A 20,116-nucleotide genomic window follows, 5' to 3' on the forward strand; every position below is an offset into this window, starting at 1 on the left:
GAGCGCGATGATCATGAACCCGGTTGTCGCTGACCTCTGCTTGGCAGGAGCGTAGAAGCGCCCAAGAACTGAGGGCAGTTAGCCTTTGAACGAGTTATGTTGATGGGTGTCTACATTGAGTGCCGCGTGCACCTGAGGTGCTGATGAATTTCACCGGGAACGAGCTCGGCACTGCGGCGAAGGCATCAGCGCAGCGTTTGCGGCAGTCGTGGCTGCCGCCTACTGTCTGGTCCTGCCCTTCGTCCAGCAGGGCGATCTGCACGCCGCCGAGATCAGCCGGCTCGCGCCCATGTTCTTTGCCGTGACGGCAGCATCCCTGGTGGTCGATTCCCAGCGCAACATGCTGGCGGCGGTTCTCCGCCCGTTTCATGACACGAGGTTCGCGATGTGGAACGGGTTGATCGCCCTATGGCTGATCGCGCTGCCTGCAGGCTACCTGTTTGCCTTCATGCTCAACATGGGCCCAGCAGGTCTGCGGTACGGCACGCTCACTCGGGTGGTCGTCGGGCTGGCGCTGCATGCCGGGCACCATGCCCGCACACGCGAGTTTCGCTTGGCCGCCAACGCCACCATGACCGCGGTGGACGCTCGGCTGCAGGCCTAACCGCCCACCGATCGCCGGATCGTTTCCAGCTGGACGATCTGGAACAGGCGCGGCATCCACTCCTTGAAGCGGCCGGAGAAGATGGCGTGCTCGTCGGCGCCCAGTGCAGCCTGGGCCGCCGCCGCTCGGTGTGGCTCGCCAGAAAGCGTAGGGGCGTCCACACGACCAAGCCAGTGCCGTAGCAGGCCGACCGGCTGACCCTGATCGAAGTGTACCGACGGTTCCCGCCTCGCCATCGAGCCCCTCAGCAGTACAGCCACCGGTACGGGTGCCCTGGCAGCAGCGTCGCAGACCGCATCGAGCAGCGCCTGCACCTGCTCCCCCAGAGGCCCGAACGTCCTCTACCCGGAGGAAGTGGCAGTTCCGGCAAAGATCGAAGGGAGGAAGCGCCATGGGATGCCCGTTACGATGCTATCCGGAGCACCACACTGAACGAGCCGGAGCAGCATGAAACCTTCTGCACCTAGAAGATGCCACAGGTCAGACGTCTCCGATGCCCGTTCAACCTGCAGATATCCGGACTGACGATCCGAAACTGGACAGTCGTTCGGCCTCCTACCGTTCGTAGAGCGCCTGAGCTTTCACGTTTCCGTCATAGTCCGGCTGGTGCCAGCCGATCATCTTGCCCGGATTCAGGAGACCCTTCGGGTCGGTCTCCCGCTTGAAGGCCAGCTGCACAGGATCGACCCGCTTCATCCCGCCTTCCTCGAGCGTGAAGACGTGCGGGTTGAAGATGGGGCAGCCCGACCGGTTGAAGTCCTCGATGATCTCGTTCAGCCGCTGCTCGGTCGAGTAGCGCACCAGGGGCAGGCCGAAGCAGGTGGTCTGCCCGCCGAACCGGACGAACTCCAGATGCATCGGCACTTCGTCGCCGTAGCGGTCCGTCATCTGCTCGACCAGGCGCACATGATCCGGTGGTGGGAACAGCACCTGCAGGTAGGTGAGATCGCGCTCGTACTTCAGTGCATGCAGGGTCGTATGGTTCCAGGAGTATTCGAACAGCGGGACACCCCGCTCGTCCAGCACATAGGGCCGCTCGATGACGATCCTGCCGCCATGCTCGGCAACCACGTCGCGTAGGGCGTCGATGGCAAATGGCGCCACCATGAGCAGCACAACCGATTCGTCGGCCTGGACATCATGCTGGAACAGGTACCGAGCACCTATCGGTGCGGCGATGGCCGTTACCAGCTTCTTCAGGATCCCGGGCTCCGACGCCACGGCGTCCGCCAAGCGGACGGCACGCATGAAGTCGTCGGCGGCGACCACCAGTTCGAGCCAGGGAATCGCGCTGGCCAGCGGCAGGACGAGTTCGGTGATGACCGCATTGGTGCCATAGGCATGATTGACCTTCTGGATCTCGTCGCCGCGCAAGGTGAGGATACGCGGCTCCTCTTCCATGGTGACGATGCGGCAGGAAAGGATGTTACCACGGTCACGCAGCAGGCCGTGAGTGATCGAGCCGATTCCGGAGCTGCCGCCGGCTATATAGCCGCCGATCGTCGCCGACTTGTGCGTGCTCGGGTGGAAGCGCAGTTCTTGGCCCGTCGCATGAGCGGCAAGGTCGATGTCCATCATGCGCGCGCCTGCCTGGACGGACACGGTGCCGCTCTCGATCGCAAGGACGCGGTTCAGCTTCGACAGGTCGAGAACGATCCCGCCATGCAGCGGCATCGCCTGCCCATAGTTGCCGGTCCCGGCACCTCGTACGGTCACCGGGACGTCGTGCCGATAGGCTTGGCGAAGAACCCGAACGACCTCGGCCTCGTCGCGCGGGCTCACCACCGCGTCCGCTTGGCAATGATCGAGCTGTCGCTTGAGGACCGGCGAGTACCAGTAGAAGTCCCGCGAGCGCCGCCGCACCTTCTGCGGCTGCGTCTCGACGTCGAGCCCGGCGATCGCGTCCAGGAGGCGGTTGATAGCAGTCACACGGGCACTCCGACGATCGGATCGAGCAGTTCGTAAAGCGGAGGCTGGGCTTCGATGAACTGCCCTTGACGCACCACCTGCCGCCGGACCTGGGGCCGGCTCAGGACTTCGCTGAAGCTGCGCCCTTCCAGGATGATGAAGTCGGCTGGACCACCCGTCACGATCTGGCTGGTCGTGCCCATCAGTCGCGCCGGCGTCGTGGTGACCGTATCGAGCCAGCCGTCGAACGGATGATCCAGCTGCGCGATGCGGACAGCTTCCCGGAACACTTCCACGGGGTCGAGGTCGCCGTAGGCATAGAACGGGTCCCGGGTGTTGTCCGAGCCGAACGCCACCGGGATGCCGCGAGCACGGGCTTCGTGCACCAGCGTGACCCCGCGCAGGCGAGGCGTGCGGCCGGGCGTCCTGTCCTGGAGGTACATGTTGCACATCGGAAGCGAGACGATGGCCAAGCCGGCATCGGCCACCTTGTCGAGCGTGCGCAGCGCTGTGGCCTCGTCCTGCACCGCGAGGGAGCAGCAATGGCCACAGACGACCGGGCGGTCGAAGCCGGTCGAGCGAACGGCGTCCGCGATCAGGTCGAGTACTCGTGCGGACGGGTCCATGCTTTCATCGACGTGCAGGTCGACATCCAGCCCATGCCGCCCCGCCAGATCGAACAGACAGGCGAGTTGTCGCTCAACATCCGGTGTCATCAAGGGAAAGCCGCCCAGGAGCCCGCCATGCTCCGCGACGAGCCGGACCAGATCCATGCCGGCAGTCCCGTCATAAAGCTCGGTCGGCACCAGACAGACCGCCTGCAGGTCAATGCGGCCCGCCCACTCTTCCGCGACCCTGGTGAAGGCCGGCCAGGTGCTGCGGGGAAGATCGCCCAGCGAATCCAGGTGGGTCCGGATGGCCCGTGTCCCATGGGCATAGGCGCATTGCAGGGAGAACGTCATCCGTGCCGTGACATCGGCGGCGGTCCACCGCTCGTGATCGGCATGGACGGCCTCCAGTGCACCCGGGAAACTGCCATCCGGGTTCGGGCGGCGCGGCGTGATGTGGCCCTTGTCGAGATGGGTATGGAGGTCGATGGGACAGGGCCAGACCATCCGCCCCGCCAGGTCGCGGCCAGATCCATCGGGCGAATGAGGCCCGAGCGAGGCGATCCTGCCTCCTTCCACCAGCAGATCATAGCGGCCGGAGCGGCCGGGCAATGTGAGGTTGACGAGCTTCATCGTTCGCGAGCCAGTGCGCTGTCATGCCAGCGGTGGAGAAGGAGCCAGGAAACGAACGACGTCAGGCCAAAGATCGCGACGCCCGTGAAGGCCAGGAGCAGCAGGCAGGCGAACATGCCAGGGATGTTCATCCGATAGCTGTTCTCCAGGACACGGTAGGCTAGTCCAGTCCCGGTCCCGGCAGTGCCGGCGACGTACTCCGCCACGACTGCCGCGATCAGCGACAGGCCGCCCGACACCTTCAGGCCAGCCAGGAAGTAGGGCAGCGCGGATGGCAGGCGGAGCTGCGTCAGGGTCTGCCAGCGCGAGGCGCCATAGAGCTGGAACAGATCCACCAGGTTGTGATCGGCGGAATGAAGGCCGATCGTGGTATTGGACAGGATCGGGAAGAACGCGACGATCCAGGCGCACAGCAGGAGTGCCGCGTAGGTGCTGGGAACGTAGATGATGATCAAGGGCGCGATCGCCACAACGGGCGTCACCTGCAGCACCACTGCGTAGGGAAGAAAGGCACGCTCGATCCAGGGACTCTGCGCGAACAGGATCGCGAGCGCCCCGCCGCCCAGCACTGAGAACAGCAGCGCCAGCCCCGTGATCTGGATGGTGACCAGCCAGGAGGGGACCAGGGACGGGAAGTCCGTCCACAGGGAGTCGAACACCCGGGACGGCGACGGCATGAGGTAATGCGGGATCTCATAAATCCGCACCGCAGCCTCGCACGAGCCGAGCAGGACGGCAGCCACTGCGAGTGGCAGGATGATCTTCAGCAGGCGGCCACTGCCAGGGTCCTCCGGCGCATCGTCGACGTCCGCACGCATCACTGCTCCATCGCGCGGCGAAGGGCGGCGGACACCGCGCGACAATGGCGGTTGTAGCTCTCCGACATCCGGAATGCCTCATCGCGTGGAAAAGGTGCATCGACCGGAAGGTCGGCGACGATGCGGCCGGGCCTTGCCGCCATCACCAGGATCCGCGAACTGAGGAAGACCGATTCGTAGACGCTGTGCGTCACGAACACGGTGGTGAAACGCCGCTCCGTCCAAAGATGCAGCAGATCGCCGTTGAGGCGGCTCCGGGTGATCTCGTCCAGGGCCGCGAAGGGCTCGTCCATCAGCAGGATGCGCGGTTGGGTCACCAGGGCGCGCGCGATGCTGACGCGCATCTTCATGCCGCCAGAGAGCTCGCGCGGATAGCTCGCCGCGAAGCCCTCCAGCCCCACCATCTCCAGCGCTTCTTCGACCCTTGGCATGGAAGCCCGGTAGCGCAGGCCTTGCAGCTTCAAGGGTAGATGGACGTTCCGGGCCACCGAAGCCCAAGGCATGAGCGTCGGCTCCTGGAACACGAAGCCGATGTCATGTCGGTCAGGTGGTTCGGACCAAGCGATTCGCCCCGACGATGGCCTGCCGAGGCCGGCGAGCAGCCGAAGGGCCGTACTCTTCCCGCAGCCGGACGGCCCGAGGAGAGATACGAACTCGCCGGCACCGATGCCGACGTCCAGGCCCACCAGTGCTTTGGTTCCGTTCCTGAAGGTCTTGCCGACCCCCTCGAACCGCACCAGCGGTGACGACACCTGGCTTGGCCGCTCCAGGAGATCGGACGCCACCGTCACTTCGACTTGATCTCCATGCCGTACTTCTTGTTCACGAAAGCCAGCGTGTACGACTTTGCAAGGTCGAGGTCGGCGGGGAACAAGCCGGCCTGCACGGTCAGGCCGAAGAACGACTTGATGCGCTCGTCGGTCATGGCGCCAATGCCGAGTTCAAGCGAGTCGCCGGAATCGACGATTCCGTACTCCAGCATCTTGGCCCGAGAGAACGCGATCTGCTCGTCCGTCATGTCGGGGTTATCGCGCTTGATGAGTTCATTCGCCGGCGACGGATCGCCATACATGTAGGAGTACCAGCCACGGAGGCTTGCATCGACAAAGCGCTGCACCAGCTCGGGATTCTCGTTCACGAGCTTCCAGGAGGTCTGGATGGTCGTCGAATAGGTCCCGTAGCCGGCATCGGCCAGCAGGTGGACGACTGGCTTGAAGCCACCCTCCTTTTCGACGGCAAAGGGCTCCGAGGTCAGGTAGCCCTGCTGCACGGCACTCTTGTCGGCAAGGAACGGAGCCAGGCTGTAGGTATAGGGACGGATCTGGTCGTCCGTGTAGCCGAACTTCACCTTGAGGAACTGCCAGTAGGTCGTGCGGGCATCCGCCGAAATCATCACCGGCTTGCCTTTGATCGCTTCCAGGCTGTCGTTCCCGGCTCCGGGGTGGGCGATCAGGACCTGGGGATCCTTTTGGAAGATCGCCGCGACCGTCACCATCGGGACGTCGTTCTGGACGAAGTTGAACGCCTCGAACATCGAGCCGCCCATGTTGAAGTCGATCTTGCCGGCTGCCAGGAGCTGGGCGTGGTTGACCTGCGGACCGCCCGGCCGGATCGTCACCTTGAGTCCGGCTTGCTCGTAGAGGCCGGTAGCGACCGCCTGGTAGTAGCCGCCATGTTCGGCCTGGGCCTTCCAGTTGGTGCCGAACGTGACCTCGTCCTGGGCGAGTGCGGGCAAGGCTGCCAGGAGCCCGTAACCCAGGACCAGACCAGCTACCGACCGCCGAGCAATCATGTCGATCTTCCCCTGAACATCGTCGCCACGGTAATTGCCGAGCGTGTAGCAAGCGGAATGCCGTTCGATGGCCAAGGTGCTGTAGATCAGGCTCACGGGCAAGCCCGCTCATGTTCGAGGCAGCGACTGTATATTAAGTGTGCTCAGCGCAGCGATTTCAGGCGGTTGAGCCGCTGCTCGACCCGGGCCAGGAAGGCGGCACGGGTGGCCGGGGTGGACTGGTCCATCAGGTAGTGACCCTCCCAGAACGTCTCCCTGCGGGGAGCGCACAAGGGTCCGATACCGCGGAGCACGGTGCGGCGACCAGGATCTCCTACCCACTTGGTCCACAACCACGGCGCGCCATAGGTGGAGATCCCGCCCAGGAGCCGGATGCGTGTCATGCCCGGCCGGATCGGCCCACGGGAGCCAGGCTCCGGGATGATGAAGCTCCGGTGCGGAAGCCAGACGCGATCGAGCCAGCCCTTGAGCATGGCGGGCAACCCGTACCACCAGGTGGGATAGACGAAGACGAGGCCGTCGGCGTTCATCAGGCGCTCGAGAAGATCTTCGACACCTAGCTCGTTATCCCCCTTGTCGTGATAGCGCCGTCGCTCGTGGTGCTCCATGACCGGCTGGAAGCCCTCGGCATACAAGTCCAGCGCATCGATCTGGGCACCTCGTGCCGCCAGTACCCGGCAGGTGACGCGGAAGAGCGCCGTGTTGAAGCTTCCCGGATCGGGATGAGCATGCACCACGAGAATGCGCACCGGACTGCCTGCCTCCTCTGACCGCTTCGCCAATCGGCTCAGCCGAGCCGTCATCGACAATAAACGCCACCTACCCAGTCAGCGCTCGAAGTGCCGCTCGACCTGCCGGATGAAACGTTCGCGTTGGTCCTGGTCGATCGTATTCATCCGGTAGACCGGCAGGTAGCGCACCCGCGCTCCCCGTCCCGCATACCAGGCCAGATAACGCGTGATCAGCTTGCGCGGCGGGTCGCCCATCCAGAACGCCTTCAGGCGATCCTGGCCATAGCTGGCGATGCCCGTCACCCGGTTCAGCCGGTTGAATTTGCTGGTGACGTCGGCCGGCTTGGAAAGATCGAACGCGACGCCAGGCAAAAAGATGCGGTCGAAAAACCCCTTGAGGAGGGCAGGCGGACCGAAGCACCAGACGGGAAACTGGCAGACCAGCCATTCGGCGAGGTTGATGCGTTCGATCCAGCCCTCGAGACCCTGCTGGTTCCGGGACAGATCATGATAGCGACGCCGCTCCTCGGCACGCATCACCGGATCGAAGCCCTCGGCCACCAGATCGCACATGTCCACGACATGACCTGCCCGCTCGGCCGCCGCGACCGCCCGCGCCCGGATGGAGCCATGGAAGCTCTCCGGGCAGGGATGGGCATACAGCCAGAAGATCCTCATGAAGCGGCGATGGCCTCGATCTCGATCAGCGCATCGGGATGCGCCAACGCATTGATGAACAGGAGGGTGGAGGCAGGCGCGGGCGCTTCCACCCAATGGTCCCGCACGCCCATGTAGGCGACGCGATGAGCGGGGTCCAAGAGATAGGTGGTCAGGCGGACGATATTCGATCGGCGCATGCCCGCTTCGGCGAGCAGCAGATCGATATTGCCGAAGATGAGTTCGGTCTGCGCCAGGACGCCGACAGGAACCGTTCCATCCGGCGACACCGCGAGCTGCCCGGACAGGAACAGGAGGCGTTCGGCACCGGTCACGACGATGCCGTGGTGATAGCGGCCATAGGGTGGAAACACGCCGCCCTCACCCTTGATCGGCTTGCGCATGCCCCGGCTCTCCCGCGATGCTCCTTATCCGTGCCGGAACGCTAGCGGGAGAGACAGGCGGTGGCGAGACGTTGGGAGGAACTCCGCAGCCCCGAGTTCCGCACACTCGATCCTGCCTCGACCGTAGCGGTCATGCCGCTGGGCGCCATCGAGCAGCATGGGCCGCACTTGCCGGTGATGGTGGATGCCCGACTCGTCGACGAGATCACGGACCGAGCACTGGCGCGACTGGCCGACAACCTGCCTGTCCTGCGCCTCCCGACGATCCCCATCGGCAAGTCGAGCGAGCATGTCTGGTTTCCTGGCACCCTCACCTTCTCGGGCGAAACCGTGCTGCGCATGTGGCGTGAGGTGGGCGAGAGCGTGGCACGCGCCGGCGTCCGCAAGCTCGTGATGGTCAACGGGCACGGAGGGCAGATCCAGCCCATGCAGATGGTGGCGCGCGACCTGCGCGTCGGCGCCGGCATGTTCGCGGTCGCCTGCAACTGGTGGCAGTTCGGCTACCCGGCCGGCCTGTTCTCCACCGAGGAACGCCAGTTCGGCATCCATGCCGGCGCCATCGAGACCTCCATGATGCAGGCGATCGAGCCAAGCCTCGTGCGCATGGAGCTGGCGGACGACTTCGTTCCAGTGATGCGCAGCCAGATGGCGCAGCGGTTTCCAGCCCTGGCAGCGGCTGGCGCTGCGGGATTCGGCTGGATGGCGCAGGATCTCCATCACTCGGGCGCGGCCGGCGACGCCACGACCGCTTCGGCAAAAGCGGGCAGCGCGGTCCTCGACCATGCGGCCACGGGCCTTGCGGCGCTGATCCGGGAGGTCGTGAGCTATCCGCTCGAGAACCTCAGGACCTCAACCGCCTGGTGAGCCGGCAGCTGAATTGCGAATTGATCGACGAAACATCATTTTCTACTATTGCGTGGGTTCGGCAATGGCGATATATCTGTGTGCGTCGCAGGGTTTCGACCCAGTGATATCCGACTTGAGGCGTTTCCTCCCACTCTTGGGGCCGTGCGTAAGCACGGCCCCTCTTCTTTTTTCATCGCTCTCCCTTCCGGTACGGGACCATCAGCGCCTGGGGCACGCTGGCACGTCTCGACACGAGAACTAACGCAGCGATAGAGAGAAGATAGGGCATCATGAGGAACAGTTGGTACGGGATTTCTGGTACCAGCGGTTGAAGACGCAGCTGGAACGCGTCGAACATGCCGTAGAGGATGGCGCCGAGCAGGGCCTTGCCCGGCTGCCAGGAGGCGAACACCACGAGCGCGATGCAGATCCAACCGCGCCCCTGGATCATGGTGAAGTAGAAGCTGTCGAACGCGGCCGTGGTCAAGAACGCGCCGCCGACCGCCATGAGCGCACTGCCGGCCATCAGCGCACCTGTCCTGAGGCCGAACACGCTGACACCTTGCGCCTCGCAGGCCTGCGGACTTTCGCCGGCCATTCGCAACGCCAGGCCGAGCGGCGTGCGCCAAAGGCCCCACGCAACGCCTGCAACCAGAACAAGAGCCAGCCAGGTGGGCGCCGTATGGCGGAAAAGGGCCTCGCCGATCCAGGACAGGTCGCTCAGCACTGGAAAGTGCACTGGCGCAAACGGCGTGATCTTCGGCGGCGAGCCGGAAGAAGGCACGCTCAGCCGGTAGATGTACCATGACAGGCTCGACGCGAAGAGCGTGATGCCCAGGCCAGCGACATGCTGGGAGAGACCGAGTTGTACCGTCAGTCCGGCATGCAGCAGGCCCACCAGTGCACCGACACAGGCGGCCGCCAACAGGCCCATCCATAGAGGTGCGCCCAGATAGACCGCGAGCCATCCCGTCATGGCACCAGCGGTCATGATGCCTTCGATGCCCAGGTTGAGCACACCCGAGCGCTCTCCCAGAAGGGCGCCGAGGGTCCCAAAGATCAACGGCGTCGCAATCCGCAATGCTGCAGCCCAGAACGAGGCGGCCAGCACGATGTCCAGAAATTCGGTCAACGGCGCACCCGATACTCGGCGAGGAACAGGGCCACCAGCATCGACAGGAGCGACGTCGCGACGATCACGTCGGCGATGAACGACGGGACGCCGTGCGCCCGCGCCATGGCGTCGGCCCCGACGAACATGGCGGCGACGAAGACCGCCGCGGGCACAATGCCCAAGGGGTTCAGGCTGGCCAGCATCGCGACGATCACGCCAGCAGCGCCATAGCCCGGCGACAGGTCCGTGGTGACATAGCCCTTCAGCCCCATCACCTCGACGGCACCCCCCAGCCCTGCCAGCATGCCGCTGCCCAGGGCGGCCATGATCAGCACCCGCTCCACCTTGATCCCGGCATGGCGAGCCGCTGGCGCGCTCAGTCCAACCGCGATGGTGGACAGGCCGAACACGCTGCGAGCATGCAGGAACGCCACCGCAGCGGCAGCCAGCAACGCCAGCACGAAGCCCCAGTGCAGCCGGCTGCGTTCCACCAGATGCGGCAGGACGGCTGTATCGATGATCGGCTCGGACTGCGGCCATCCGAACGAGAGCGGGTCTCGCATCGGCCCTTCCACAAGCAGCGAGACCAGCAGGATGGCCACGAAGTTCAGCAGAAGGGTCGTCACGACCTCGTCGACGCCGAACTGCACCTTCAGGATGGCTGGTCCTGCGATGAAGCAGGCTCCGGCCAATGCCCCGCAGACCAGGAGGAGGGGGATCTCCATCATGGGGGAGAGGCCGAAATTGATCGAGCCAAGCGCTGCCACGGCGATGGCACCCATGTAGAACTGCCCCTCTGCCCCGATGTTCCAGAACCGGGCGCGGAAAGCGACAGCCGCAGCAAGGCCGGTGAAGATCAGAGGCGTGGCGCGGGTCAGGGTCTCGGTGATGCCGAGCCTGCCGCCGAACGATTCGTTCAGGAGCGTTCCATAGGCCGCCAACACCGAGGCGCCTGCCAGTGCGATGAGAATACTGCAGAGGCTGAGTGCTGCAAGAATCGCTGCCACCGGGGCGGCCACGAGCGCGAGTGCAGGCACCCGCTCACGCCGTTCCAGCCTCATGGCGCTCCTCCCCTGCCATCATCAGGCCCAGTCCCGCCTCGCTCGTCTGCTCGATGGGCAGTGGCGCCGACAAGCGGCCACGAAAGATGACCTGCACCCGGTCAGCGATTCGGAAGACCTCGTCGAGATCCTCGGAGATCAGCAGGATCCCGGCGTCATCCGAACGTGCTTCCAGCAGCCGACGATGGATCTCCGCCACGGCTCCTTCGTCGAGCCCGCGGGTGGGCTGGCTGGCCACGATGATGCGCGGCTTCTCGATCAGGTTTCGACCGAGGATGAGCTTCTGCATGTTCCCACCGGACAGGAGCCTCGTTCGTGTAGTGGGCTTGGCACCCCGAATGTCGAATGCCTCGATCAACGTCGCTGCATGGGCGCGCGCCGCCCGTGGGCGCAACAGCCCGAAGGCGGAAAACCGGCGATCCCTGATCCGCTCCAGGATGGCATTCTCATAAAGCTGCAGGTCGCTGACCACGCCCTCCTTGTGCCGGTCTTCCGGGATGTGGGCGAGGCCCATCTGTTGCAGACCGGACGGATCGACCCGCCGCAGGTGATGGCCGTCGATCTCGATGCTGCCGGCCGTCGGCAGGGAGAGGCCGGCCAGGAGGCGCGACAGGGCTGCTTGGCCGTTGCCGGCGACACCGACGATCGCCAGCACCTCACGCTCGCGCAAATCGAGGTCGACCGCGGCGAGGCCGCCTTGGCCTGTGCTTCCGGCCGATACTCCCTGCAGGCGCAGGAGCGTCCGACCGGGCGGCAGTGGCGTGCGGGACGGATGGAGCACCCTGCGGCCGACCATCAGCTCTGCCAACTCGGCACGCGACGCACCTTGCGTTGGGCGCTCAGCCACCAGCCGACCCTGCCGGAGCACGGCCACGCGATCTGCGTGGGTGATGACCTCGTGCAGCTTGTGGCTGATGAAGACGATGCTGAGCCCTTCCTGCGTCATGCTCCTCAGCGTGCTGAACAGCCGCTCCGATTCCTGCGGCGTGAGCACCGCCGTCGGCTCGTCAAGGATCAGAATCCTGGCCTCGCGGAAAAGCGACTTCAGGATCTCGACCCGCTGCTGCTCGCCCACGGAGAGGTCGGCCACGCGGGCATCGAGATCGACCTGGAGCCCGAAGCGCCGGGCGAGATCGTGCAGGCGCGCGCGCGCCCGGCTGCGCCGCGAGCGGAGCGCGAACAGGGGCTCGGTGCCGATGGTGATGTTGTCGAGTACCGAGAGATTGCCGGCCAGGGTAAAGTGCTGGTGCACCATCCCTATCCCCGCCGCGATCGCCGCCGCCGGGTCACCTTTGGGCAGTTCACGGCCGAACACCCTCACGCTGCCGGCATCGGCGACGTAGTGGCCGAACAGGATGTTCATCAGCGTGGTCTTGCCGGCACCGTTCTCGCCTAGCAGCGCCAGCACCTCCCCTCGGCCGAGCGACAAGTTGATCCGGTCGTTGGCGAGGAGCTGGCCGAACTGCTTGGTGATGCCGGCCAGCTCGAGGGCTGGCGTCACGCCGGCTGGGAATCGTCGATCACGACCTCGAAGGCGCCGGACTTGATCGCGGTACGCTTGGCCTCCATGGGCGCCACCGCTTCTGCAGGCACGAGGTTTGGATCGAACGAGATATCGTTGCCCCCGAACCTCATGAAGCTGAACTGGCTGTAGTCCTTGCCCGTAGGCGTGCCTGCCTGCACGTCTGCAACGGCGGCAGCCAGGATCGGGTCGAAGTTCCAAAGGGCGTTAGCGAACACTGTGCCGGGATAACGCGGTGAATAGTCGAGCAGCGATCCGATCGAAAGGATGCCTCGGTCCTTTGCGGCGTCCGCCGTGCCGATCCGCTCGCCGAACAGGATGTCGGCGCCGGCGTCGATCTGAGCGAGCCCTGCTTCCTTGGCCTTGGGTGGATCGAAGAACGTGCCGATGAACTGCACGAGGAACTTGGCGTCCGGGTTCACTTCCTTCACCCCGGCCCGGAACGCGTTGATCAGACGGTTGATCTCCGGGATCGGGTAGCCGCCGACAGCACCATACACGTTCTTCTTCGACACAGCGGCAGCGAGCATACCGGTCAGGTACGCCGCCTCATGGTTCCAGGTGCCGAACACGCCGAAGTTCGGCTCCTGCTCCTTCAGCGACGATCCCATGAGAAACCCGGTTTCCGGGTAATCCTTCGCGACCTGACGCGACTCGCGCTCGACTCCATAGACCTCGCCGACGATCAGCCTGGCACCGCCATCCGCATATTGCCGCATGGCACGGACATAGTCGGTGTTGGCCACCGACTCGCTGAACACGTACTCGATCTTGCCTGCCTCGGCGGCCGATACCATCGCCTGGTGCAGCCTGGAGTTCCAGGCGTTCTCCACCGGTACCGTGTGGATGCCCGCTACCTTCAACTTTTCCTGGCCCAACGCTGGCCGGATCAGGCCGATGGCAGGCAGCAAGGCTGACGAGGCGACAAGGCTGCGACGCGAGATCGGCATGGTTCCTCCTGTTCCGGGGCCAGGGAAGTGGTGACCGCTCGGCACGTCCTGTCAAGACTGGGCGGAACGAGCGCGCTGCTAGCCGGGCACTGGACATGCGCTGCCAACACACCATCAGCAGTGGTGAATATTTCGATGCGTCAAGTCAACTTCTAAGCTACCATTTCCGAATTTTTTATTGATTTCGCGAAGTATATCTAAATCATTTGCAAATTGCTGGAAGCCTGATCTTCAACGGATTCAAGCAAATGAAGCGACGAGCATCGATCTAGAGGACCACCGACGTGCCGACGATCCAGAACTCTACCTTCCTGGACCTGACATCCCATCGTCTCACCGATGCAAAGACGGTGGTCGAGGCCTACGATCTCGATCCTGCCTCCGTGCGACCGGCGAATGCCGAGGACGGCCCACTGGCTGTGGCCCTGGTACTGGATCGCGCGCAGGATCCGACGGAACTCCTGGCGAAGAGCTGGGGTGAGCGGCAGACCGCCATCGCCGAGCTCGAAGCAGAGGACAAGCTCTGGTCGACCTATGGCACGGATCCGGCCGTCTTCAACGAAGTCGTACAATCGCTCGAGGCAGAAGGCATCACCGTACTTGGTCCGGATGATGGCTACGTCTCCTCTGCCGAATCCCGCACGGTATGGGTGAACGTGACGGCGGACCAGTTCGAGGCCATGTTCGGCACGCAACTCCTCATCAGCGAAGAAGCTGGGCTGGCCTTCTGGGAAGGGGCACTGGGCATGCCATCCCTTCTGGAGGGCAAGCTCGCCGCGCTCTGGCCGGACCTGCCGGTGGGACCGGCCGTAGCCCCTCTGTCCGACCGTGAGGTGACCCTTCCTCAAGGTGAGCAGAGCATCGGCAACGGCGCCAATGACGACTTCTCGCACGAGGCGACGCCGGTCCAGATCGCAGCGTTGTACGATTTTCCCTCGGTTGCCGAGGCTGTGGAGACCGGAACGATCGGGCTGATCGAGAACGTAATTGGCGATGCCCTGCCCGACGATGCGACCGAAAGCTTCCAGGAGCGCCTGGACGCCTACCGCGCAGACATCGGCATCGACACGCCCGGCACCTACTATGTCGATAACAGGGAGAACCAGGAGTACAATGAGCTGTATGGTGGTGAGCGCTCCCTGGATGTGGGCGTCCTTGCTGGCGCAGCACCGAACAGCACGATCGGGCTCTATGTCGGCTCAGGTGACGACGGCACCGTCTTCACCTCCTACCAGACGGCTATCTGGGACCAGGAGTTCGACCCGAAGATCATCTCATCCTCCTTCAGCGACCCAACAGCGCCTTCGCCTGACTCGCCCTTCCTCGCAGCCTATCGGGAACTGTTCGTTGACGCTGCCCTGCGCAACCAGTCCATCTTCTCGGCGGTGGGCGACGGTGGCTCGAGCAACGAGGTCGCGAACGGACTGACCAACGTTGATGCTGCCACGTCCAGTCCCTACGGGATTTCCGTCGGCGGCACGTCGATCAGCATGCCCGATGTGGCAGCCGCCGATGCAACGCTGACGGCCATCGTAGCCAAGGCCGAGGCCCTCGATCCTGCGGTGCTGCAGGTGCTCGTAGCGGGCGGATTGGACAGCCTGCCGGGAAATGCACCGGAGTCCTCCATCTCAATCGAGACGGTCTGGAACCAGTACACGCTGAACGCAAACGTGCTCAACGGCAGCTACCTGTCGAACCAGACCACGTCCGGAGGCGTGGACACGACGCAGCCAACGCCCTGGTACCAGACGGCATTCGGCCTGGAGCCCACGACGGCCGATCCGCTTGCGGAAACCGGCCGAGGCGTGCCCGACGTGGCGGCACTTGCCGGTGGCAACCTGTTCTACATCGTTCCCACGTCGGCAATGGAACTTGATGGCGTGTCCGGCGGAACGAGCGCCGCAACGCCACTCTGGGCGGCACTGACGGCGCAGATCAACGCCGTCTTCGCTGATCAGGGTCTGCCGGCCGTTGGCTACATGAACGACCTGCTCTACATCGCAGCGGCGGTCGCACCTGGCTCGTTCAACGATATCGCCCTCGGCAACAACGTTTCGTCGTTCATCCATGGCGGCGAAGTCGAGGCAATGCAGGATGACGGCTCAACGGCGCCGATCACCCCGACCGGGTTTGGCTACGAGGCGGGAAAGGGCTACGACCTGACCACCGGCCTGGGCTCGCCCAACGGCGAGTTGCTGACGCGGACGCTCACCACCATCGCGCAGAGCCAGCTCCATTCTGACGACCCCGGCCTCGTCAGCGACAAGGGCAGTTCCGCCGCCACGCAGAGCCTCCTGTTGCAGCCGATGCTGAAAGGCGACGTCGAGATCCAGATCGATAGGTCGGGCAACTCGCTTACCTGGGTCGGCGAGGGTGGATCCGCCTATGGCTGGACCGATCAGTTTGCCCAGCAAGCGTTGCAGGCCGACTTCGATCCGGAGCTGGTCAGGCTGTTTGACGACTATGCCCAGTCACGCCCCTATCAGCTGACCGTCGGCAAAGGAGAGGAACTATCGGTCGAGATCGGCGACGACGCGACTGGGACATTCCGGGCCGACCTGACGGAGGAGTTCGGCTTTCTCGACTACGTCACGCAAGACCTGGACCAGGCACTCCACGTTTCGCAGGCAGTCGCCGTCGCGGAGACTGCAGACGGGGCCGACGATCAGGATGCCATTGTCCGCATGCGCCAGAACGGGGAAAAGGATCTGCGAATCCTGTTCTACGAAGTGGATGACCTGACTGGCACCGTGGATGGCATCCGCCCAGGCGATGAGGCCTATGCCGACGCCGCGCTCACGACGGCTTACCGGAGCGAGGCCGGCGATAGCTGGATCGAGGGGCCGGGCTATGGCGAGTACCTGGAGACGAGCATCCTTGACGTGGATTCGGGTGACCTTGTTGCGATGTGGCTTTCGAGCGGCGCGAACGACTTCTTTGCTTTTGCCGAGGCGAACGAGAAGGTCGACGGCCAGCCGGTAACCCATCTTTGGAACTACGGCCTGAACAGCTGGGGCTGGGAGGACCTTAAGGGCGGCGGGGACTTCGACTTCAACGACCTCGTCGTCCAGCTGGACTTCGTGAACGCTTCGGGTTCGGGCTTGGTCGCGTAGCGCATGGGCGCCTCGGCTTCCGAACCAGGAGGCACTTGGCGCCTTAAATGCCCACCACGAAATGCGACCGCCCCAAGGCCGAATGGCATGCCGTTCGGCCTTGGGAGGCGAGAGAGCGCTCGGCGGAATAGCGGCCGTATCCAACGACTGCATCAATGGTGGGCATGAAAGGTGATCCGGCCGTTGTCGCTCACGCCGCCTGCAAAATCGTCGAGCGCGGGGCCAGGACCGCCACCTCACACCATGGCATGATCGAGAGCTACAAGAGCTCGCGCAAAGGGACCGGTGCCGGCCATCCCACCTCGGCAGGCACACGGCTCGATCCTCGTGCCGATCCATCGGTCCGACCAGCTCGCAGCCAAGTTCCCGTCGGACGCTGGTGCATGACGTGGCCGATCCCATATCTGGTCAACCGGCAGCCAAGAACGTCGCTTGGTGGCCGAACACAATGTTGCCACCCCACACGGCTTCACGGTCCTGCGCGACCGGCCGTCCACAATTGAAGCCGAGTACCGGACATCGGCTACTTGCAATGGAAGGCGACGGGCAGAATTGGCCTGTGAGCGCGGTGGCAGCGCTCGATCTTGCCGAGCAGATGTCGGGATGTACTGGATACTTCGACATCCTCGCCTGTCAGGATGCCGACGTAGGTCAGCAGCGGTTGAGTCGGCAGCCATTGTACGAAGCTGGGCGGCGCACCAGCTAGCAGCATCCTTGGGTGGTCGTGGTCGTGGAGCAGCTGGCGGTGCGATCGGTCGTCCTGACCGAGGGGTTGCTGACCGCGGAGCCACCGTCTGCTCATGCTTTGGCGTGGGCGCCAGCCAGATCGCCGAGGCTGTGCTTGCCGGCTGCCACACCGTCGCGGCGGTAGGCATGGCGCTCCAGGCCGGGACCAACTGCGGCTCGTGCCGTGCCGAGATCAAGGGGATCATCGATGCATATCGTCTCCAGGCGGCCGAGTGATCATGCCCCGGCGCGCATGGCGCCTCTCTCCGTCCTGCCGGTCTTCCTGCAGCTTCAGGGCAAGCGTGCCGTGGTCGTGGGCGGCGGCGATGCCGCCGCATGGAAGGCAGAACTGCTCGCGGCGGCCGGTGCTGTCGTCGAAGTCCATGCGAAGAAACTGAGCGACGAGTTTCGGCGGATCCTCGCCAGCACCGACACGCTAGGCAGGCTCCTGCATCGCGATGGTCCCTGGGACAATGCCTGCCTTGCCGATGCCGCCATGGTCGTGGCCGATGTCGAGACCGCGGAAGAGGCGCAGGCGATCCACCGGACCGCTCATGCCGCCGGCGTGCCGGTCAACGTGATCGACAAGCCCGAGTTCTGCGACTTCATGTTCGGCTCGATCGTCAACCGCTCGCCTGTCGTGGTCGGCATCTCCACCGGGGGTGCCGCACCGATCCTGGGCCAGGCGATCCGCCGGCGCATCGAGACGCTGCTGCCGCCGTCCCTGCAGGCATGGGCCGGGCTGGCGCAGCGGATCCGCGCCCGGCTGAACGAGCGTCTGCGACCAGGCATGCAACGCCGCAGCTTCTGGGAGGGCTTTGTCGACCGTGCGTTTGGGCCGACACCGACGCAGGCGGACGAGGCAAGCCTCGGGCGCGACATCGACAGGATCGCTGCCGCGGACCAGCCGCGGATTGGACGGGTGACGCTGGTTGGCGCCGGTCCGGGCGATGCTGAACTCCTGACGCTCAAGGCAGTCCGTGCCCTTCAATCAGCTGACGTGATCCTGTTCGACGACCTCGTCTCCGACGAGGTCCTGGAACTGGCGCGTCGGGAGGCCAAGCGCATCATGGTCGGCAAGCGCGGCGGCCGGCCCAGCTGCAGGCAGGAGGAGATCAACGCGCTGATGCTCAAGCTGGCACATGCCGGCAAGCATGTGGTGCGGCTCAAATCAGGCGATCCGATGATCTTCGGCCGGGCAGGCGAGGAGATCGCACAGCTCGACCGGGCAGGCATTCCGTTCGAGGTTGTTCCCGGCATCACGTCCGGCATCGCCCTTGCCTCGGCACTCGGCGTCTCGCTCACCCACCGGGACCATGCCCGGTCCGTCCGCTTCGTCACCGGCCATTCCCGCAAGGGCGGGCTGCCCGACGACATGGACTGGCAGACGCTGGCCGATCCCTCCGTCACCACGATCTTCTACATGGCCGGCCGCACTGCCGCGCAGGTCGTGAGCGAACTGCTGGCACACGGCATGAGTGCGGGGACCCATGTTGCCGTGGCTGCCGCTCTCAGCCGGCCGAACCAGCGCCTATGGCACTGCACGCTCGGCACACTCGCTGCCACCGTGGAAGCCGTCGGCGATACCGATCCGGTGATCATCGGCATCGGCGCAGCGCTGGGTGCCAGGGTGACCGATGCCACCGAGGGCAATGGCCAGGTAGCGTTGCGCACTGCGTGACGCCGCAACGGTCACGATCCGCTACCGTTCCTGGCCCAGCACCGCCATCGCAAGCTTCCGCCCGTCGCCGTTGGCAGCCATGGCGAAGCCAAGATGCGTCATGGAAGGACTGAGGAGCGCGCCGCCGTTCTCCGGGTTCTCCAGCCACTGGTTCGTGAAGTAGCGGATGTCGACGTCCATGGGCACCGCGCCGCAGCCCCCGCATCCTGCCGTGGACGCGCTGAACGCTGCCCAGGCTTCCTGCTGGTCGGCCGGCAGGGCCTTTGCCATGTCGTCGGGAACGAAGGTGAAGTCCCCGCTGGGATCGTCAGGAAGGAGACTCAGGGCTACCTGCGTGAGGGCGTCGCTGGCCTGCAGTGGCGGAACGCCTTGGCCGCTCCGGACCGCGTTAATCCGCTCGAGCGCCAAGTGGTCGGCTTCGTCTGGCGTGACAGCTTCCGGCTGCTCGTTCGGCTGGAGCCCGATCGGGCGTCCCGGCCCAGCGAATGTCTGCACCGCGTAGAGCTTGTCGTCCTTCGTCGCGAGGCCGAAGCCGAACTGGTTCAGGCCCTGTCTCAGGATGTTCGCCCGGTGGCCCGGGCTGTTCATCCAGCCGGTCTCCAACTCCTGGATACGCGACTGGTCGACGGGGCCGGCGCAGCCCGAGCACTGGGCCAGGTTCTCTGCGACGAGATGCCATGCTGGCCCGCCCGCGGCAGCGTAGCGATCGTCCACCATCTCTCCCTCGGGTGAGGCATGCTCGAAATAATTTCGCTCCAGCATATCATCGGCGTGATGCTGGGCGGCTTCGTTCAGGTTGGCCGAGAGCGACAGAGAGCCCAGGCCGTGGGTCTTGCGGTCTGCGTTGACTGCAGCCAGCGCCTGTTCGCGCAGACTCGGAAGATCCTCCGCCTGACCCAAATGGACGCCGCCCACCACCAACATGCACACCACTGCTGCACACCGGGC

At 64.8% G+C, this 20,116-nt stretch carries 19 protein-coding genes; 5 read left to right on the top strand and 14 right to left on the bottom strand.

Annotated features, from left to right (window positions below; all coding sequences use genetic code 11):
- Positions 1–208 precede the first annotated feature (208 nt).
- Entirely contained in the window at positions 209–604 is a 396-nt protein-coding gene (locus VHL31_RS12650; RefSeq protein ID WP_329661576.1) for a hypothetical protein, read from the top strand.
- Here VHL31_RS12650 and VHL31_RS12655 read toward each other — a convergent pair.
- The 9 genes from VHL31_RS12655 to VHL31_RS12695 all read right to left on the bottom strand — a co-directional run bounded on the left by VHL31_RS12655 (position 601) and on the right by VHL31_RS12695 (position 8,155).
- Positions 601–918, bottom strand: coding sequence for a hypothetical protein (locus VHL31_RS12655; RefSeq protein ID WP_329661577.1), 318 nt, complete (start codon positions 916–918; stop codon positions 601–603). The genes VHL31_RS12650 and VHL31_RS12655 overlap by 4 nt on opposite strands.
- 241 nt (positions 919–1,159) lie before the next feature.
- The gene (locus VHL31_RS12660) at positions 1,160–2,533 is read right to left on the bottom strand and encodes an FAD-binding oxidoreductase (protein WP_329661578.1); all 1,374 of its coding nucleotides are present in this window, start codon (positions 2,531–2,533) and stop codon (positions 1,160–1,162) included.
- Positions 2,530–3,753, bottom strand: coding sequence for a cytosine deaminase (locus VHL31_RS12665; RefSeq protein WP_329661579.1), 1,224 nt, complete (start codon positions 3,751–3,753; stop codon positions 2,530–2,532). Before VHL31_RS12665 ends, VHL31_RS12660 begins: the two co-directional genes overlap by 4 nt.
- Positions 3,750–4,571, bottom strand: coding sequence for an ABC transporter permease (locus VHL31_RS12670; RefSeq protein WP_329661580.1), 822 nt, complete (start codon positions 4,569–4,571; stop codon positions 3,750–3,752). The genes VHL31_RS12665 and VHL31_RS12670 overlap by 4 nt, the downstream gene beginning before the upstream one ends.
- Positions 4,571–5,362: an ABC transporter ATP-binding protein gene (locus tag VHL31_RS12675; protein WP_329661581.1), complete on the bottom strand. Its 792-nt coding sequence runs from the start codon at positions 5,360–5,362 to the stop codon at positions 4,571–4,573. The genes VHL31_RS12670 and VHL31_RS12675 overlap by 1 nt, the downstream gene beginning before the upstream one ends.
- Positions 5,359–6,363, bottom strand: a complete 1,005-nt coding sequence (locus VHL31_RS12680; protein ID WP_349262428.1) for an ABC transporter substrate-binding protein — start codon at positions 6,361–6,363, stop codon at positions 5,359–5,361. Before VHL31_RS12680 ends, VHL31_RS12675 begins: the two co-directional genes overlap by 4 nt.
- A 143-nt stretch (positions 6,364–6,506) precedes the next feature.
- Positions 6,507–7,112, bottom strand: coding sequence for an NAD(P)H-dependent oxidoreductase (locus VHL31_RS12685; protein WP_329661583.1), 606 nt, complete (start codon positions 7,110–7,112; stop codon positions 6,507–6,509).
- 78 nt (positions 7,113–7,190) lie between these two features.
- Entirely contained in the window at positions 7,191–7,772 is a 582-nt protein-coding gene (locus VHL31_RS12690; protein ID WP_329661584.1) for an NAD(P)H-dependent oxidoreductase, read from the bottom strand.
- Positions 7,769–8,155: a RidA family protein gene (locus tag VHL31_RS12695; protein ID WP_329661585.1), complete on the bottom strand. Its 387-nt coding sequence runs from the start codon at positions 8,153–8,155 to the stop codon at positions 7,769–7,771. Before VHL31_RS12695 ends, VHL31_RS12690 begins: the two co-directional genes overlap by 4 nt.
- 60 nt (positions 8,156–8,215) lie before the next feature.
- Here VHL31_RS12695 and VHL31_RS12700 point away from each other — a divergent pair, with 60 nt between their 5' ends.
- Positions 8,216–9,019, top strand: coding sequence for a creatininase family protein (locus VHL31_RS12700; RefSeq protein WP_329661586.1), 804 nt, complete (start codon positions 8,216–8,218; stop codon positions 9,017–9,019).
- Between the two features lie 172 nt (positions 9,020–9,191).
- Here VHL31_RS12700 and VHL31_RS12705 read toward each other — a convergent pair whose 3' ends face one another.
- Genes VHL31_RS12705 through VHL31_RS12720 form a run of 4 tightly spaced genes read right to left on the bottom strand, consistent with a single transcriptional unit; the run spans position 9,192 to position 13,648 of the window.
- Positions 9,192–10,133 carry an ABC transporter permease gene (locus tag VHL31_RS12705; RefSeq protein WP_329661587.1) on the bottom strand — a complete coding sequence of 314 codons (942 nt, stop codon included), beginning with the start codon at positions 10,131–10,133 and terminating at the stop codon, positions 9,192–9,194.
- Complete coding sequence (locus VHL31_RS12710; RefSeq protein WP_329661588.1) at positions 10,130–11,176, bottom strand: ABC transporter permease; 1,047 nt, start codon at positions 11,174–11,176, stop codon at positions 10,130–10,132. Before VHL31_RS12710 ends, VHL31_RS12705 begins: the two co-directional genes overlap by 4 nt.
- Complete coding sequence (locus VHL31_RS12715; protein WP_329661589.1) at positions 11,157–12,677, bottom strand: ABC transporter ATP-binding protein; 1,521 nt, start codon at positions 12,675–12,677, stop codon at positions 11,157–11,159. Before VHL31_RS12715 ends, VHL31_RS12710 begins: the two co-directional genes overlap by 20 nt.
- Complete coding sequence (locus VHL31_RS12720; protein ID WP_329661590.1) at positions 12,674–13,648, bottom strand: BMP family protein; 975 nt, start codon at positions 13,646–13,648, stop codon at positions 12,674–12,676. The genes VHL31_RS12715 and VHL31_RS12720 overlap by 4 nt, the downstream gene beginning before the upstream one ends.
- 284 nt (positions 13,649–13,932) lie before the next feature.
- Here VHL31_RS12720 and VHL31_RS12725 point away from each other — a divergent pair, with 284 nt between their 5' ends.
- The 3 genes from VHL31_RS12725 to cysG all read left to right on the top strand — a co-directional run bounded on the left by VHL31_RS12725 (position 13,933) and on the right by cysG (position 19,168).
- Complete coding sequence (locus tag VHL31_RS12725; RefSeq protein ID WP_329661591.1) at positions 13,933–16,761, top strand: DUF4114 domain-containing protein; 2,829 nt, start codon at positions 13,933–13,935, stop codon at positions 16,759–16,761.
- Between the two features lie 603 nt (positions 16,762–17,364).
- Positions 17,365–17,724, top strand: coding sequence for a (2Fe-2S)-binding protein (locus tag VHL31_RS26955; RefSeq protein WP_414653719.1), 360 nt, complete (start codon positions 17,365–17,367; stop codon positions 17,722–17,724).
- Positions 17,696–19,168 carry a siroheme synthase CysG gene (cysG, locus tag VHL31_RS12730; protein WP_329661592.1) on the top strand — a complete coding sequence of 491 codons (1,473 nt, stop codon included), beginning with the start codon at positions 17,696–17,698 and terminating at the stop codon, positions 19,166–19,168. The genes VHL31_RS26955 and cysG overlap by 29 nt, the downstream gene beginning before the upstream one ends.
- A 21-nt stretch (positions 19,169–19,189) precedes the next feature.
- On the opposite strand, the gene VHL31_RS12735 is transcribed toward cysG, so the two are convergent.
- Positions 19,190–20,092, bottom strand: a complete 903-nt coding sequence (locus VHL31_RS12735; RefSeq protein WP_329661593.1) for a CAP domain-containing protein — start codon at positions 20,090–20,092, stop codon at positions 19,190–19,192.
- Between the last annotated feature and the right edge of the window lie 24 nt (positions 20,093–20,116).

The sequence above is a fragment of the Geminicoccus sp. genome, assembly GCF_036263595.1.
Lineage (GTDB): Bacteria > Pseudomonadota > Alphaproteobacteria > Geminicoccales > Geminicoccaceae > Geminicoccus.

Coding starts and splice junctions, on each gene's coding strand:
- VHL31_RS12710 (WP_329661588.1), bottom strand. CDS start 11,176: ATGAGGCTGGAACGGCGTGAGCGGGTGCCTGCACTCGCGCTCGTGGCC.
- cysG (WP_329661592.1), top strand. CDS start 17,696: ATGCATATCGTCTCCAGGCGGCCGAGTGATCATGCCCCGGCGCGCATG.
- VHL31_RS12665 (WP_329661579.1), bottom strand. CDS start 3,753: ATGAAGCTCGTCAACCTCACATTGCCCGGCCGCTCCGGCCGCTATGAT.
- VHL31_RS12695 (WP_329661585.1), bottom strand. CDS start 8,155: ATGCGCAAGCCGATCAAGGGTGAGGGCGGCGTGTTTCCACCCTATGGC.
- VHL31_RS12690 (WP_329661584.1), bottom strand. CDS start 7,772: ATGAGGATCTTCTGGCTGTATGCCCATCCCTGCCCGGAGAGCTTCCAT.
- VHL31_RS12720 (WP_329661590.1), bottom strand. CDS start 13,648: ATGCCGATCTCGCGTCGCAGCCTTGTCGCCTCGTCAGCCTTGCTGCCT.
- VHL31_RS12680 (WP_349262428.1), bottom strand. CDS start 6,363: ATGATTGCTCGGCGGTCGGTAGCTGGTCTGGTCCTGGGTTACGGGCTC.
- VHL31_RS26955 (WP_414653719.1), top strand. CDS start 17,365: ATGTACTGGATACTTCGACATCCTCGCCTGTCAGGATGCCGACGTAGG.
- VHL31_RS12735 (WP_329661593.1), bottom strand. CDS start 20,092: ATGTTGGTGGTGGGCGGCGTCCATTTGGGTCAGGCGGAGGATCTTCCG.
- VHL31_RS12670 (WP_329661580.1), bottom strand. CDS start 4,571: ATGCGTGCGGACGTCGACGATGCGCCGGAGGACCCTGGCAGTGGCCGC.